This is a genomic window from Azospirillum sp. 11R-A, from assembly GCF_049472615.1.
In the GTDB taxonomy this organism is placed as follows: Bacteria; Pseudomonadota; Alphaproteobacteria; order Azospirillales; family Azospirillaceae; genus Azospirillum; species Azospirillum palustre.
In genome coordinates, this window is the sequence record NZ_JBCEBL010000013.1 from 121,603 (window position 1) to 136,190 (window position 14,588).

Genomic DNA, 14,588 nt, shown 5'->3' on the forward strand with positions numbered 1-14,588 from the left:
CGGTTCCTCCCTCAGGTAAAGGTCTTGAGCCGGTCGCTGACCGTCTCTTCGGTGACGGCGGCGGCGGGCAGATCCTCGATGAAGCGCCCGCGATGCATCAGCACGATGCGGTTGCAGTTCTGCACCAGCTCCAGCACGTCGTCGGAGATCATCAGGACGGCGAGGCCATGATGCTGCGCCAGCTCGCGGATCTTGGCGTGGATTTCCGCCTTCGACCCGACATCGACGCCGACGGTCGGGCCGTTCAGGATCAGCACGCGGGCGTCGGTCAGCAGCCAGCGGGCCAGCACCACGCGCTGCTGGTTTCCGCCCGACAGCTGCATCACCGGCTTCTCGGCGGTGGGGGTGGCGATCTGCATGGCACGGACCATGCCCTGCGTCATCTCCTCGGCTCGCTCGCGGTCGATCACCAGTTTCGGCGCCAGCCGCTCGTAGGAGGTGGCGAGCATGTTGCGCTTGATGCTCTGCGGCAGGAACAGCCCTTCGCTCAGCCGGTCCTCCGGCACATAGGCGATGCCGGCGGCGATGGCCTCCTGGGTCGTGCGCAGCCTCACCGGCGCGCCGTCGATCAGGATTTCGCCCTCGTAGCGCGGCACCATGCCGAACAGCGCCAGGGCCAGATCGGTGCGACCGGAACCGAGCAGGCCCGACAGCCCGACGATCTCGCCCGGCCGGATGGCGAGGCTCAATTCCTCGCATTTGCCGGGCACGGTCAGGCCGCGGATCTCCAGCCTCGGCACCGGCGGCGGGCCAGGTGGCGGGGTCCAGGCATAGGGTTGGTTGAGGATGTCGCCGCCGGTCATGTGGCGGGTGATCAGCGCCTCGTCGAAGTCGCCGGTCGGCCCCTCCGCCACCTTGCGGCCGTTGCGGATCACGGTGATGCGCTCGCTGATCTCCAGCATCTCGCGCATCTTGTGGCTGACGAACAGGATGGCGATGCCGCGCGCCTGGATGTCGCGGACGATGCGGAACAGCGTCTCGACCTCCTTGCGGGTCAAGGCCGTGGTCGGCTCGTCCATGATGATCAGGCGGGCATCCGACATCAGCGCGCGGGCGATGGCGACCAGCTGCTTGCCGGCGGTCGGCAGCGATGCGACCTCGGCATCGAGATCCAGCTCCACGCCCAGCCGGTCGACCGCCTTGCGGGCGATGGCGCGGGTGCGCCGCCAGTTCATCAGCCGCCGCTTCTCGCCGAGATGGACGTTCATCGCCAGATTCTCGGCGACGGTCAGGTTTCCGAACAGGGAGAAATCCTGGTAGATGACCTGGACGCCGTGGGCGATGGCCTCGATCGGCGTCATCGCCGCGATCGGCTTGCCGTCGATCAGGATTTCGCCGCCGTCCGGCCGGTAGACGCCGGACATGATCTTGATGACGGTGGATTTGCCCGACCCGTTCTCGCCGGCCAGGCAATGGATCTCGCCGGGCTTGATGACCAGCGACATGGCGTCCAGCGCCACGACGCCGGCAAACACCTTCCGGATGTTCCGGAGTTCGATGAAACCGTCCGACATGTCTTCCGCCCGGCGGTTCGAGGAAAGGATGAAGACGCGGGCGCCGGCCGCCGTTCCCGGCCGCCNCCCCCGCCCCTGGGTCGTCAGAAGTCGTAGGAGCCCATGTTCTCCTTGGTGACGCCGACCCAGCCCTGGCCGTACAGCAGGTTGGCCTTGGCCCCCTGCGGCGTGGTCAGGGCGGTGTAGCCGGGCAGGCCGAGGTTCAGGCCGGCCTTGATCTGGTCCTTCTTGCCGTCCAGCGCCATCACCGCCAGCATGTTCATGGCATAGCCGGCGACCGCCGGATCCCAGAACTGGATGTACTGGATGTCGCCCTGGGTCAGATACTGGCCGGCCACCGAGACCAGACCGGTGCCGGAGAAGAACAGCTTGTTCTTCAGGCCGCGTTCCGCCACCAGACGGCCGGCTCCGGCCGAGGTCGGCATCGGACCGCCGACGATCCCCTTCAGGTCGGGGTAGGTCGTCAGGACTTCCTTCAGCTTGTTGTAGTCGGTGTTGGCGTCGTCATAGGTCTCCAGACGGTTGGTCACCATCTGCATCTTCGGGAAATGTTCCTTCTGATAGGCGACGGCGCCGTCGATCCACTCGTTCTGCGACTTCGAGGTCAGGCTGCCGACGGTGCAGACATACTTGCCCTCGCCGCCCATCGCCTTGCCCAGCACTTCCATCAGCTTGGCGCCGTAGGCGAAGTTGTCGAAGGCCTCCAGCACATAGTCGGCGTTCTGGATGTTCGACGCCTCATGCGCGATCACCACGATGCCGCGGTCGCGCGCCTTCTTCAGCACCGGCTCCACCGCCTCGACCGAGAAGGGGACGATGGCGATGGCGTCGACGCCCTGGGCGATCAGGTTCTCGACCAGCTGGACCTGCGCCGCCGCGTCGGCTTGGCTCGGCCCCACCATCCAGGTGTCGTGGCCGGTGTCGCTGGCGAACTGCTTCACGCCATCGCGCATCCGGTCGAACCAGGCGATGCCGTCGACCTTCACCACGGTGGCGATGGTGTATTTCTTCTTGGTGGCGTCGGCCTTCAGCGTCTTGACGGCATCCGGGGTCGGAACCGGATCGGCGGCCATCGCCGGCCCGGCGACCAGCGATGCGGCGACGATGAGCGAGGACAGCAATTTCTTCATGTCGGCGTGACTCCCATGAGAGGCGATTCGCACGGCACGGCGGGGACGGAACTCCGCAACCCGCCGGCAGCACCGGGGTGTTTGCCACCCCCTCCGCGTTCCGTTTTTGGTGATGCCGTGCCGGGCGGGACGGACGGAACTCCCGCCCGACCGGCACGCTACGCTACGTGTGCGAAGCTGGCTGCCTCAGCCGCCGATGATCGCCACGCTGGCGCTGGCGCCGATGCGCGAGGCACCGGCCGCGATCATGCGGCGGGCGTCCTCGGTGGTCCGCACGCCGCCCGACGCCTTGACGCCCATGCCGTCGCCGACGGTCTGGCGCATCAGCGCCACGTCCTCGGCGGTGGCACCGCCCCCGGCGAAGCCGGTGGAGGTCTTGACGAAATCGGCCCCGGCCTCCTGCGACAGGCGGCAGGCCAGGATCTTCTCCTCGTCGGTGAGCAGGCTGGTCTCGATGATGACCTTCAGCAGGGCGTCGCCGCAGGCTTGGCGGACCTCGGCGATGTCGTCGCGCACGGCGGATACTTGGCCGGCTTTCAGCAGGCCGATGGGGATCACCATGTCGACCTCGCGGGCGCCATGGCGGACCACCCACTCGGCCTCGTCCGCCTTGATCGCCGAAGGATCGGCGCCGAAGGGGAAGCAGATGACGGCGCAGGGCGCCACCGGCGATCCGGCCAGCCGTTCGGTCACCAGCGGGATGAAGACGGGGTTGACGCAGACCGCCTTGAAGGCGTGCGCACGCGCCTCGTCGCACAGCCGCTCGACCTCGGCGGGCTGGGCATCGGGGCGCAACAGGGTATGGTCGATGAACGGAGCCAGACCGGCAGGCTCCGCCGGAACGCTGGGTATCGGCATCTTGGTCCTCCCGGGGAGCCCCTTGTCCTTTGGAGCTCTCCTCGATTATCGCCGGGATGCCGACACCGCTTCAGAATTCCCCTTTGGGAGAGTCTTGCGATGTTAACATCCTAACATTTTCTGAAAGGATAGTTTCACGCTGTCGCGCGCTGTGTCAAGATCAATGCACGCGATTGTGATCTTGACCACGGCCCTCCTGTTCAAGGTTTTGCGCCATTGGGATTAACCCGTCTGGATTGTAAGGTGCGGCCGCTGGCAGGAAGGGCGGAAACGGTGCGGAATGCAGACATGTCGATGAGAAAGGCCGAGCGTCTGAATCGGTTGCAGTCCGCCCTGGATGCCGGCGGCTATCTTCGGCTGAAGGATGCGGCGCGGCTGCTGGGCGTGTCGGAAATGACGGTGCGGCGCGACATCGCGTCCTGCGGGGGACGATTCGCCTATCTCGGCGGCTACATCGCCGGCGGGCTGGAGAGCGCAGGCGGCATGGGCTACATCCTGGACCGCGAGCGGGACGCCCATATCGAGATGAAGCGCACCGCCTGCGAGGCGGCGGCAAGCCTGCTGAAGCCGGGCGAAACGGTTTTCATCGATTGCGGCACCACCACCACCCATCTCGCCAGCCGAATCCCGGCCGACAGCCAGATCACCGTGGTCTGTTACGCGATGAACATTGCGGAGATCGTCTGCAAGAAGCCCGGCGTGCGCGTGGTCATGCTGGGCGGCCTTTACCACGCCTCCTCGGCCTCCTTCTCCAGTCCGGAATCGCTGGAGATGCTGCGCGGCATCGGCATCAACACCGCCTTCATCTCGGCCGGCGGCGTGCACGAGTCGCTGGGGATCAGCTGCTCCAACTTCCATGAGGTGGAGATCAAGCAGACGGCCATCGCCAACGCGGTGACCAGGGCGCTTGTCATCGACAGCAGCAAGTTCGATCAGGTCAAGCCGGCCTTCTTCGCCAAACTCGACAGTTTCGATTTCCTGTGTTGCGACGACGGATTGGACGCTGCAAGGTCGGAACGGTTGACCGCCGCCGGGGTGCGCATCGTGCTGGCCTGACGCCAGGACTCAGGTGCCGGGGGCCAGCGCCCGGTGGCCGGCATGGAGGCTGTCGATGATCGCCTGCCCGCGCTCCAGCAGATAGCCGCGCAACTGTGCATGGACCGGCAGCAGTGGCAGGCTGCGGCGGTGGGCGATGTACCACGACCGCATCAGCGGCAGTCCCTCCACCTTCAGCTCGCGCAACATGCCCAGTGCCAGCTCCAGACTCACGGTGTGGCGGGACAGCAGGGCGACACCGATTCCGGCCATCACCGCCTGCTTGATCGTCTCGTTGCTGCTGGATGTCATGACGATGCGCGGGGAGAAGCCCTGGCCCTGGAAATAGGCATCGGTGAGCGCCCGCGTGCCGGCCCCTTCCTCCCGCGCGATGAAGTCGCTGTCGGCCAGGTCGGACAGGCGGAGTGTCGGGGCCTGGGCCAGCGGATGGCCCGGCGCGCAGATGATGATGCTGGGATGGCGGGCGAACGGTTCGGCCAGCAACTCGTCCGCATCCAAGGGTCGGCCCATGATGGCAAGATCGACCTCGCCCTTCGCCACCATCGCATTCACTTCGCGCCGGTTGCCATCCTGGAGATGGATGGACACGCCCGGCCGCTCCGCCTGGAAGCGGGACACCATGTGCGGGGCGATGTATTTGGCGGTGCTGACCAGCCCGATGGTGACGTTGCCGCCGGTAACCCCCTTCAGCGCCTGCATACGCCGGTCCGCATTGTCCAGCGCCTGGAGGATCAGCGTCGCATGTTCCAGCAGGTCGCGCCCCGCCTCCGTCAGCACGACGCCCCGGCCGACCCGCTCGAACAGTGGAAAGCCGCAATGGCCCTCCACCTGCTTGATCTGGAACGAGACCGCGCCGGGCGTCAGGCCGAACTGTTCCGCCACGCGGGCGAAGGACAGGCTGCAGGCGGCGGCGGTAAAAATCTGGAGCTGGCGCAGAGTGGCGTGCTGGATGGTCATCGGCTGGCGTCATGCACGAGGAATACCTATCCATACTGTGCTGTGTATTTGAATTTTCCTCAATAGTACGTAGGGCTAACGTTTTCGTCGAACGAACCGAACGTCACCGACGAGGTGAGGACGATGAATTACGTATCGACAACGCTCCCCCCTGATCAGAAGGCCGGCGACGCGGTCGTCAGCGACCCCAAGGCCCGCTACCGGCCCGGTGTGCTGAAATACCGGCAGATGGGCTACTGGGAGCCGGACTATGAGCCGAAGGACACCGATATTCTCGCCGTCTTCCGCATCACGCCGCAGGATGGCGTCGATCCGGAGGAAGCGGCGGCAGCTGTTGCCGGCGAGAGTTCCACCGCCACCTGGACCGTGGTTTGGACCGACCGCCTGACCGACTGCGAGCGCTATCGCGCCAAGGCCTTCCGCGTCGACCCGGTGCCCGGCATGTCCGGCCAGTATTTCGCCTACATCGCCTATGAACTCGACCTGTTCGAGGAAGGGTCGATCGCCAACCTGACCGCGTCGATCATCGGCAACGTCTTCGGCTTCAAGCCTCTGAAGGGTCTGCGGTTGGAGGATATGCGAATCCCCATCGCCTATCTGAAAACCTTCCAGGGGCCGGCGACCGGCATCGTGGTGGAGCGCGAGCGGCTGAACAATTTCGGCCGGCCGTTGCTGGGCGCCACCATGAAGCCGAAGCTGGGCCTGTCCGGCCGCAACTATGGCCGCGTGGTGTATGAGGCGCTGAAGGGTGGGCTCGATTTCACCAAGGACGACGAGAACATCAACTCGCAGCCCTTCATGCACTGGCGCGACCGCTTCCTCTACTGCATGGAGGGGGTGAACCGTGCCACTGCCGAGACTGGGGAAATCAAGGGTACCTACCTGAATGTCACCGCCGCCACCATGGAGGACATGTACGAGCGCGCCGAGTTCGCCAAAGAACTGGGCAGCGTCATCGTCATGATCGATCTGGTGATCGGCTATACCGCGATCCAGTCGATGGCGAAATGGGCGCGGCGCAATGACATGATCCTGCATCTGCACCGCGCCGGCCATTCCACCTACACAAGGCAGAAGAACCACGGCGTGTCGTTCCGCGTCATCGCCAAGTGGATGCGCATGGCCGGCGTCGACCACATCCATGCCGGCACTGTCGTTGGCAAGCTGGAGGGCGATCCCAACGTCATCCGCGGCATCTACGACACCTGCCGCGAAACCCATGTTCCACAGAATCTCCAGCACGGCATTTTCTTCGACCAGTCCTGGGCCGGTCTGAAACGGATGATGCCGGTGGCGTCCGGCGGCATCCATGCCGGGCAGATGCACCAACTGCTGACCTATCTGGGCGAGGACGTGATCCTGCAGTTCGGCGGCGGCACCATCGGCCATCCCGACGGCATTCAGGCCGGTGCCACCGCCAACCGTGTCGCTCTGGAAACGATGGTCAAGGCCCGCAACGAGGGCCGCGACATCTGGAACGAGGGGCCGGAAATCCTGCGCGAGGCCGCCCGCTGGTGCGCTCCGCTGCGTGCGGCGCTCGACACCTGGAAGGACGTGACCTTCGATTACGCCTCCACCGACAGCGTCGATTACGTCCCCACCCCCACACCGGCAATGTAAAGGAGCGCTTCCCATGCGACTGACCCAGGGCCAGTTCTCCTTCCTGCCGGATTTGACGGACGAGGAGATCACCAAACAGGTGCAATACGCCCTCGACCAGGGCTGGGCCGTGGCGGTGGAGTTCACCGACGACCCGCACCCGCGCAACAGCTATTGGACGATGTGGGGCAACCCCATGTTCGACCTGCGCGACGCCAAGGGCGTGACGATGGAGATCGACGCCTGCCGCACTGCGCATCCCGAGCAGTATGTGAAGGTTCTCGCCTTCGACAGTTCGCACGGCTTCGAGACGGTGCGCATGTCGTTCCTGATCAACCGCCCGGCGGAGGAGCCCGGTTTCGAACTGTTGCGGTCGGAGGGACCGGGGCGGCGCATCGGCTACACGGTGCGCAGCTATGCCACCGGCCGCCCCGCCGGGCAGCGCTATGGCGGGGAGACCCGTCATGAACCGTGAGCTTGGGTCAGGATATCTGCTTGCTCCTTCAATCCTCTCCGCCGACTTCGCACGGCTGGGCGAGGAGGTGGAGCGGGTGGTGGAGGCGGGGTGCGAATTCATCCATGTCGACGTGATGGACAATCATTATGTCCCCAACCTGACCATCGGTCCGTTGGTCTGCGCCGCCATCCGTCCGCACACCCGTGCCATCCTCGACATCCATTTGATGGTGCGTCCGGTCGATGCACTGGTGCCGCTGTTCGCCAAGGCCGGTGCAGACATCATCAGTTTCCACCCCGAGGCATCGGACCATCCCGACCGAACCCTGGCGCTGATCCGTGAGCACGGCTGCCGCGCCGGTTTGGCGTTGAACCCGGCGACGCCGCTGGCCCATCTCGACCATGTGATGGACCGGCTGGACCTGATCCTCGTCATGTCGGTCAATCCCGGCTTCGGCGGCCAGTCCTTCATCCCCTCCGCGTTCGAGAAGATCGCCGAAGTCCGCCGCCGGATCGACCGCCACCGCGAGCGTACCGGCCGCGACATCCGGCTGGAGGTGGACGGCGGCATCAAGCCTGACAACATCCACGCCGTGGCCGATGCCGGCGCCGACATCTTCGTCGCCGGATCCGCCATCTTCGGCGCGGCGGATGCCGACGGTGGCTATCGCGGCGTGGTCGGGCGGATGCGCGCCGCCCTGATGGCCGAACCGGAATGGAGGGCGGCATGAGCGGGGCCGCCGGCCTTCTCGACCAGGAGACCCGTGACCGGCCGTCCGACGCTCCGTCCGTCGATCTCGACGCGCTTTACCGGGAGTCCGGCATCGGCGGAATGCTGGCGGGGATGGATCGCGACCTTATCGGGTTGAAGCCGGTGAAGACCCGCATCCGCGAGATCGCCGCCCTGCTGCTGGTGGAACGCGCCCGCCGCAGCATCGGCCTCCGGGCGGAGCCGCCGTCGCTGCACATGTGCTTCACCGGCAATCCCGGCACCGGCAAGACCAGTGTGGCGCGGCGCATGGCCGGGCTTCTCCATGGGCTGGGCTACATCCGCCGCGACCATGTGGTCAGCGTCACCCGTGACGATCTGGTCGGCCAGTATATCGGCCACACGGCACCCAAGACGAAGGAGGTGCTGAAGCGCGCCATGGGCGGCGTGCTGTTCATCGACGAGGCCTATTACCTCTACCGGCCTGAGAACGAACGCGATTACGGCCAGGAAGCCATCGAAATCCTGCTTCAGGTGATGGAGGACAGCCGCGACGACCTCGTGGTGATCCTCGCCGGCTACCGCGACCGCATGGAGGTCTTTTTCCGCTCCAATCCCGGCATGGCGTCGCGCATCGCCCACCATGTCGATTTCCCCGACTACGAGGCGGAAGAGCTGCTGGAGATCGCCCGGCTGATGACGGCGGGCATGCAGTACCGCCTGGCGCCGGAGGCGGAGCGGGCGATGGCCGACTACATCCTGCGCCGCATGGTCCAGCCTCGCTTCGCCAACGCCCGCTCCATCCGCAACGCGCTGGACCGCGCCCGCCTGCGACAGGCCAACCGCCTGTTCGAAGCGCGCGGCAGCGCCATCGCCGCCGACGACCTGCTGACCATCGCCGAGGAGGACATCCGCCAAAGCCGCGTCTTCACACAATAGGCCGGCAGCAAGCCGGCCGCACATAACACCGAGAGAGGGGGAACCGATGCCGCACCGTCACACCACCTTCAGCAAATTCATCATCGAGGACCAGCGCCGCCGTGGCGGGGCCGACACCGACCTGACGGCCCTGCTCAACGACGTGCAGACCGCGTGCAAGTTCATCGCCAGCGCCGCCGCCCGCGGATCGCTGGCTCCGTCCGCTGGCCAGCCGGCGGTTCCGGCTCCCGAACCCGGCGTCAACGTTCATGGCGAGACGCAGAAGCCGCTCGACCTGATCGCCAACGAGATCATGCTGCGCACCTGCGAGTATGGCGGCAAGCTCTGCGGCATGGCGTCGGAGGAGATGGAGGAGCCCTACCGCATCCCCCGCGAATATCCGCGCGGCCGCTATCTGCTGGCCTTCGATCCGCTGGACGGCTCGTCGAACGTCGACGTCAATCTGACCGTCGGTACCATCTTCTCCATCCTCAAGGCGCCCGATGGTGTGGACGAGCCGGAAGTGGAGCATTTCCTGCAGCCCGGCACGCAACAGGTGGCGGCCGGCTTCGCCCTCTACGGTCCGGCCGACATGATCATCGCCACCTTCGGCGAGGGCGTGCACGGCTTCACGCTCGACCGCGAAATCGGCGCCTACACTCTGACACACCCGGACATGCGCATCCCCGACCATGTCTGCGAGTTCGCCATCAACAGCTCCAACGCCCGTTTCTGGGAGCCGCCGGTCCGCATGTATGTCGAGGAATGCATCAAGGGCAGTTCCGGCCCGCGCGAAGCGGATTTCAACATGCGCTGGATCGCGTCCCTGGTGGCGGAGGTCTACCGCATCCTGATCCGCGGCGGCGTTTTCCTCTATCCGCGCGACGCCAGACCGACCCACAAGCCGGGCAGGCTGCGCCTTCTCTACGAGGCCAACCCCATTGCCATGCTGGTGGAGCAGGCGGGCGGGGCGGCCAGCACTGGGCGGCAGCGCATCCTCGACATCAAGCCGATGGCCCTGCACCAGCGCGTGCCTGTCATCCTGGGATCGAAGGCGGAGGTGGAGCGGCTGGTCGCCTATCACGCCGCCTATGATCGGGGGGAGGAGTTGTCCTTCCATGCCCCGCTGTTCGGCAGCCGGTCGCTGTTCCTCGCCTCCGAAACCGCGGCACTCGGCTGAGGGAGATCACACCATGTCGGCCCGTCATCCGATCATCGCCGTCACCGGTTCCTCCGGCGCCGGAACGACCACCGTCACCCGCACCTTCCAGCAAATCTTCCGCAGGGAGAGCATCGCCGCCGCCATCGTCGAGGGCGACAGCTTCCACCGCTACGACCGGCGGGAGATGCGCGCCAAGGTCGCCGAAGCGCAGGAGGAGCCCCATTCGACCTTCAGTCATTTCGGTCCCGACGCCAACCTGTTCGAGGAGCTGGACGATCTGTTCCGCAGCTATGGCGAGACCGGCGGCGGCCGCTTCCGCCGCTATCTGCATGACGCCAAGGAGGCCGAGCCCTACGGCCAGGACCCCGGCACCTTCACGCCGTGGGAGGAGATCGAACCCGGCACCGACCTGCTGTTCTACGAGGGGCTGCACGGCTGCGTGCGCACCGAGCGCGTCGATCTCGCCCGTCATGCCGACCTGAAGATCGGCGTCGTTCCCATCGTGAATCTCGAATGGATTCAGAAGATCCACCGCGACCGCAACATGCGCGGCTATTCGGAGGAGGCCATCGTCGACACCATTCTGCGGCGCATGCCCGATTACGTGAAATACATCTGCCCGCAATTCAGCAGCACCGACGTGAATTTCCAGCGCGTGCCGACGGTGGACACCAGCAATCCCTTCATCGCCCGCGACATTCCGACCTCCGACGAGAGCATGCTGGTCATCCGCTTCACCCGGCCGAAGGGCATCGACTTCCCCTATCTGCTGTCGATGCTGAAGGACAGCTTCATGACCCGGCCCAACACCATCGTCTGTCCGGGCGACAAGATGGCGCTGGCGATGCAGCTGATCTTCACGCCGATGATCTGGCAACTCGCCGACCGCAAGAAGAAGGCGTTCTAAGCGGGGCGCCGAAAAGACACCCATCGGGGAGGATACCAGCGATGAATGCATCGATGACCGCGGCCATTGAGGTCCGCGAACAGGACCGGCTTGCCGTTTCGCCGACTGAGTTGCCCGACGATACTCCCGGCCGCGGCTCTGGACGCCGCCTGTTGGCGAACGCATTGCGCATGCTCGCCATCGATGCCGTGGAGGCCGCGAATTCCGGCCATCCCGGCATGCCGATGGGGATGGCCGACATCGCCGAGGCGCTGTGGCGGCGCCATCTGCGCCACAATCCGACCGACCCCGGCTGGCCTGACCGCGACCGCTTCGTGCTGTCGAACGGGCACGGCTCCATGCTGCTCTACGCCCTGCTGCACCTGACCGGCTACGACCTGCCGATGGAGGAACTGCGGCGCTTCCGGCAGCTCGGTTCCCGCACGCCGGGCCATCCGGAATATGGCGTGACGCCGGGGGTGGAGACGACCACCGGACCGCTGGGGCAGGGCCTCGCCAATGCCATCGGCATGGCACTTGCCGAACGGCTGCTGGGGGCGGAGTTCAACAGGCCGGGGCACCGGATCGTCGATCACCGGACCTTCTGCTTCGTCGGCGACGGTTGCCTGATGGAGGGGATCAGCCACGAGGCCTGCTCGCTGGCCGGCACGCTGGGTTTGGAAAAGCTGGTGGTCTTCTATGACGACAACGGCATTTCCATCGATGGTCCCGTCGCCGGCTGGTTCACCGACGACACACCGCAACGGTTCGAGGCCTATGGCTGGCGGGTGATCCGACAGGTCGATGGCCACGACGCCTACGCGCTGGACGCTGCCATCGACGAGGCGCTGACCCCCTGCGGCGAGCCGACGCTGATCTGCTGCAGGACGGTGATCGGCCACGGCTCCCCCAACCGGGCCGGTTCGGCCGAAGCGCATGGCGCACCGCTGGGCTCGGCGGAGGTTGCCGCGACCAGGGCCGCGCTCGGATGGACCGCCCCGCCCTTCGAGATTGCGGAGGAGGTGTACGCCGGTTGGGACGCCCGGCGGCGCGGTGCGGCGGCACAGGCCGGCTGGCAGGCCCGGTTCGACGCCTATGCCGACGCCCACCCGCAGGCCGCGGCTGAGTTCCTGCGGCGGATGCGCGGCGACCTGCCGGAGAGCTTCGCCAGTTCGGCCGATGCCTGGATTGGCGCCGTCGCCGCCCAGGCGGAGGCGATGGCGACGCGCAAGGCGTCACAACAGGCGATCGGTGCGCTGGCAGGCCTGCTGCCGGAGTTGCTGGGCGGATCGGCGGATCTGACCGGCTCCACCCTCACCGACTGGCGGGGGAGTGGCGGGCGCCACCTTCATTACGGCGTGCGGGAATTCGCGATGGCCGCGGTGATGAACGGCATGGCGCTGCATGCCGGCTTTCTGCCCTTCGGCGGCACCTTCCTGGCCTTTTCCGACTATGCCCGCAACGGCCTGCGCCTATCGGCGCTGATGGGACTGCGCGTGGTCCACGTCTTCACCCATGACGGCATCGGCTTGGGCGAGGACGGTCCGACGCATCAGCCGGTCGAGCATGCCGCGAGCCTGCGTCTGATCCCGAACCTCGACGTCTGGCGCCCGTGCGATGCCCTGGAGACCGCCGTCGCCTGGCGCGCTGCGGTGGAGCGGTCGGGCGGGCCGACCGCGCTGCTGTTGTCGCGACAGAGCCTGCCGGCCCAAGGAACAGGGCGCGCCGGCACTGAACGCGCCAATGACGCGGCCCATGGCGGCTATGTGCTGGCCGACGATGGGCGGCCCGATGTGGTGTTGATCGCCACCGGATCGGAGGTATCCATCGCCATGGAGGCTCGGCTGCTGCTCGCAGACCGGGACATCGCCGCTCGCGTCGTTTCCATGCCCTGCTGCGAGGTGTTCGACCGGCAGGATCCGTCATGGCGCCGTGCCGTACTGCCCGACGGCATTCCCCGGCTGGCGGTGGAGGCCGGGGCAACCGGGCTGTGGCGCGCCACCGTCGGGCTTGCCGGCGATGTGGTGGGCCTCGACCGTTACGGCGAGTCCGCTCCCGCCGCAGACCTCTACCGCCATTTCGGCATCACGGCCGACGCGGTGGCGGACCGCGCCCAAAGCCTTTGCGTCCCCCTGTCCTGAACCGGAGACCTCCCCGATGGCCCTGATCTCCCTTCGGCAGCTCCTCGACCATGCGGCCCAGCATGGCTATGGCGTGCCGGCCTTCAACATCAACAACATGGAACAGATTCAGGCGATCATGCAGGCGGCGGACGATTGCGCCAGCCCGGTGATCCTCCAGGCGTCAGCCGGAGCGCGCAAATATGCCGGCGAGCCGTTCCTGCGCCATATGGTCCAGGCGGCGGCGGAGATGTGGCCGCACATTCCCGTCTGCCTGCATCAGGACCATGGCGCCAGCCCGGCGGTCTGCCAGCAGGCCATCCGTTCCGGCTTCACCAGCGTGATGATGGACGGGTCGCTGCTGGACGACATGAAGACACCGGCCGGTTACGACTACAACATCCGCGTTACCCGGCAGGTGGTGGAGCAGGCGCACGCCGTCGGCGTTTCGGTGGAGGGCGAACTGGGCTGCCTCGGTTCGCTGGAGACCGGCAAGGCGGGGGAGGAGGACGGTTCCGGCGCCGCCGGCACGCTGTCGCGCGACCAGCTCCTGACCGATCCGGAGCAGGCGGCCGATTTCGTGGCACGCACAGGCGTGGACGCGCTCGCCATCGCCATCGGCACCAGCCACGGCGCCTACAAGTTCAGCCGCCGCCCGGATGGCGAGGTGCTGGCGATCGGCCGTATCCGCGCCATCCATGAGCGCATCCCCGACACCCATCTGGTGATGCACGGGTCCTCCAGCGTGCCGCAGGAGTGGCTGGAGATCATCCGCGCCCATGGCGGTTGCATCCGCGAGACCTACGGCGTCCCGGTGGAGGAAATCCGCGAGGGCATCCGGAACGGTGTGCGCAAGGTCAACATCGACACCGACATCCGCCTCGCCATGAGCGGCAGCCTGCGTCGCGCGTTGATGACGCGACCGGAGGAATTCGACCCGCGCCGGTTCCTGGCCGAGGCCACCAGGGCCGCCCGCAGCCTCTGCCGCGAACGGTTCGAAGCCTTCGGATCCGCCGGACATGCGGAGCGGATCGTTCCGCTTCCACTGGAGCGCATGGCCGCCCGCTCCGCGGCACTGGAGTTCGCGGCGATGGAGCGGCGGTCGCCGACGGTGATGGCGTCGCACTGACGGAGTGCGGCGCTGATTGTCAGTGCTTCGCGTCTCGGTCACGCCCTCAACCGCCCGCTCGGCGGTTGGGGGCGTCTTGCATCGGCAATACCAT

13 protein-coding genes are annotated in these 14,588 nt (G+C 66.6%); 9 read left to right on the forward strand and 4 right to left on the reverse strand.

Translation table 11 applies throughout. From position 1 onward, the window contains the following. Positions 1-11: 11 nt before the first annotated feature. The 3 genes from VH569_RS18750 to deoC form a co-directional block, all read right to left on the reverse strand. Positions 12-1,514 (reverse strand): sugar ABC transporter ATP-binding protein, encoded by a 1,503-nt coding sequence (locus tag VH569_RS18750; protein WP_423316933.1) that lies wholly within the window; start codon positions 1,512-1,514, stop codon positions 12-14. A gap of 83 nt (positions 1,515-1,597) precedes the next feature. Continuing rightward, a complete protein-coding gene (locus VH569_RS18755) occupies positions 1,598-2,644 on the reverse strand; it encodes an autoinducer 2 ABC transporter substrate-binding protein (protein WP_377805566.1) in 1,047 nt (348 codons plus the stop codon). A 186-nt stretch (positions 2,645-2,830) separates the two neighbouring features. Beyond that, on the reverse strand, positions 2,831-3,502 hold the full coding sequence (gene deoC / locus VH569_RS18760) for a deoxyribose-phosphate aldolase (RefSeq protein WP_423316934.1): 672 nt from the start codon (positions 3,500-3,502) through the stop codon (positions 2,831-2,833). Positions 3,503-3,790: 288 nt separating this feature from the next. On the opposite strand from deoC, the gene VH569_RS18765 reads away from it, so the two are divergent. Next, positions 3,791-4,558 (forward strand): DeoR/GlpR family DNA-binding transcription regulator, encoded by a 768-nt coding sequence (locus VH569_RS18765; protein ID WP_423316935.1) that lies wholly within the window; start codon positions 3,791-3,793, stop codon positions 4,556-4,558. A 9-nt stretch (positions 4,559-4,567) separates the two neighbouring features. Here the strand turns inward: VH569_RS18765 and VH569_RS18770 are convergent, their stop codons facing one another. After that, complete coding sequence (locus VH569_RS18770; RefSeq protein WP_423316937.1) at positions 4,568-5,515, reverse strand: LysR family transcriptional regulator; 948 nt, start codon at positions 5,513-5,515, stop codon at positions 4,568-4,570. Positions 5,516-5,638: 123 nt separating this feature from the next. Here VH569_RS18770 and VH569_RS18775 point away from each other — a divergent pair, with 123 nt between their 5' ends. From VH569_RS18775 to fba, 8 genes are read left to right on the forward strand one after another with little or no spacing between them, the layout of a single operon-like run. Further along, on the forward strand, positions 5,639-7,135 hold the full coding sequence (locus VH569_RS18775; RefSeq protein ID WP_423316938.1) for a form I ribulose bisphosphate carboxylase large subunit: 1,497 nt from the start codon (positions 5,639-5,641) through the stop codon (positions 7,133-7,135). Positions 7,136-7,148: 13 nt separating this feature from the next. Then, positions 7,149-7,589 (forward strand): ribulose bisphosphate carboxylase small subunit, encoded by a 441-nt coding sequence (locus VH569_RS18780; RefSeq protein ID WP_423316939.1) that lies wholly within the window; start codon positions 7,149-7,151, stop codon positions 7,587-7,589. Next, positions 7,579-8,301 carry a ribulose-phosphate 3-epimerase gene (gene rpe / locus VH569_RS18785; protein WP_423316941.1) on the forward strand — a complete coding sequence of 241 codons (723 nt, stop codon included), beginning with the start codon at positions 7,579-7,581 and terminating at the stop codon, positions 8,299-8,301. The genes VH569_RS18780 and rpe overlap by 11 nt, the downstream gene beginning before the upstream one ends. Then, the gene (cbbX, locus tag VH569_RS18790) at positions 8,298-9,218 is read left to right on the forward strand and encodes a CbbX protein (protein ID WP_423316942.1); all 921 of its coding nucleotides are present in this window, start codon (positions 8,298-8,300) and stop codon (positions 9,216-9,218) included. Before rpe ends, cbbX begins: the two co-directional genes overlap by 4 nt. 46 nt (positions 9,219-9,264) lie before the next feature. After that, entirely contained in the window at positions 9,265-10,377 is a 1,113-nt protein-coding gene (locus VH569_RS18795) for a class 1 fructose-bisphosphatase (protein ID WP_377805557.1), read from the forward strand. A 13-nt stretch (positions 10,378-10,390) separates the two neighbouring features. Continuing rightward, positions 10,391-11,266: a phosphoribulokinase gene (locus VH569_RS18800; protein ID WP_423316944.1), complete on the forward strand. Its 876-nt coding sequence runs from the start codon at positions 10,391-10,393 to the stop codon at positions 11,264-11,266. 53 nt (positions 11,267-11,319) lie between these two features. Continuing rightward, positions 11,320-13,386, forward strand: coding sequence for a transketolase (gene tkt, locus VH569_RS18805; RefSeq protein ID WP_423316945.1), 2,067 nt, complete (start codon positions 11,320-11,322; stop codon positions 13,384-13,386). Positions 13,387-13,402: 16 nt separating this feature from the next. Next, on the forward strand, positions 13,403-14,494 hold the full coding sequence (gene fba, locus VH569_RS18810) for a class II fructose-bisphosphate aldolase (RefSeq protein ID WP_423316946.1): 1,092 nt from the start codon (positions 13,403-13,405) through the stop codon (positions 14,492-14,494). Positions 14,495-14,588 lie beyond the last annotated feature (94 nt).

What these genes read in the sequence shown, in the direction of transcription:
- VH569_RS18750 (WP_423316933.1), bottom strand. Translation starts at nt 1,514, where the DNA reads ATGTCGGACGGTTTCATCGAACTCCGGAACATCCGGAAGGTGTTTGCC.
- VH569_RS18755 (WP_377805566.1), bottom strand. Translation starts at nt 2,644, where the DNA reads ATGAAGAAATTGCTGTCCTCGCTCATCGTCGCCGCATCGCTGGTCGCC.
- deoC (WP_423316934.1), bottom strand. Translation starts at nt 3,502, where the DNA reads ATGCCGATACCCAGCGTTCCGGCGGAGCCTGCCGGTCTGGCTCCGTTC.
- VH569_RS18765 (WP_423316935.1), top strand. Translation starts at nt 3,791, where the DNA reads ATGTCGATGAGAAAGGCCGAGCGTCTGAATCGGTTGCAGTCCGCCCTG.
- VH569_RS18770 (WP_423316937.1), bottom strand. Translation starts at nt 5,515, where the DNA reads ATGACCATCCAGCACGCCACTCTGCGCCAGCTCCAGATTTTTACCGCC.
- VH569_RS18775 (WP_423316938.1), top strand. Translation starts at nt 5,639, where the DNA reads ATGAATTACGTATCGACAACGCTCCCCCCTGATCAGAAGGCCGGCGAC.
- VH569_RS18780 (WP_423316939.1), top strand. Translation starts at nt 7,149, where the DNA reads ATGCGACTGACCCAGGGCCAGTTCTCCTTCCTGCCGGATTTGACGGAC.
- rpe (WP_423316941.1), top strand. Translation starts at nt 7,579, where the DNA reads ATGAACCGTGAGCTTGGGTCAGGATATCTGCTTGCTCCTTCAATCCTC.
- cbbX (WP_423316942.1), top strand. Translation starts at nt 8,298, where the DNA reads ATGAGCGGGGCCGCCGGCCTTCTCGACCAGGAGACCCGTGACCGGCCG.
- VH569_RS18795 (WP_377805557.1), top strand. Translation starts at nt 9,265, where the DNA reads ATGCCGCACCGTCACACCACCTTCAGCAAATTCATCATCGAGGACCAG.
- VH569_RS18800 (WP_423316944.1), top strand. Translation starts at nt 10,391, where the DNA reads ATGTCGGCCCGTCATCCGATCATCGCCGTCACCGGTTCCTCCGGCGCC.
- tkt (WP_423316945.1), top strand. Translation starts at nt 11,320, where the DNA reads ATGACCGCGGCCATTGAGGTCCGCGAACAGGACCGGCTTGCCGTTTCG.
- fba (WP_423316946.1), top strand. Translation starts at nt 13,403, where the DNA reads ATGGCCCTGATCTCCCTTCGGCAGCTCCTCGACCATGCGGCCCAGCAT.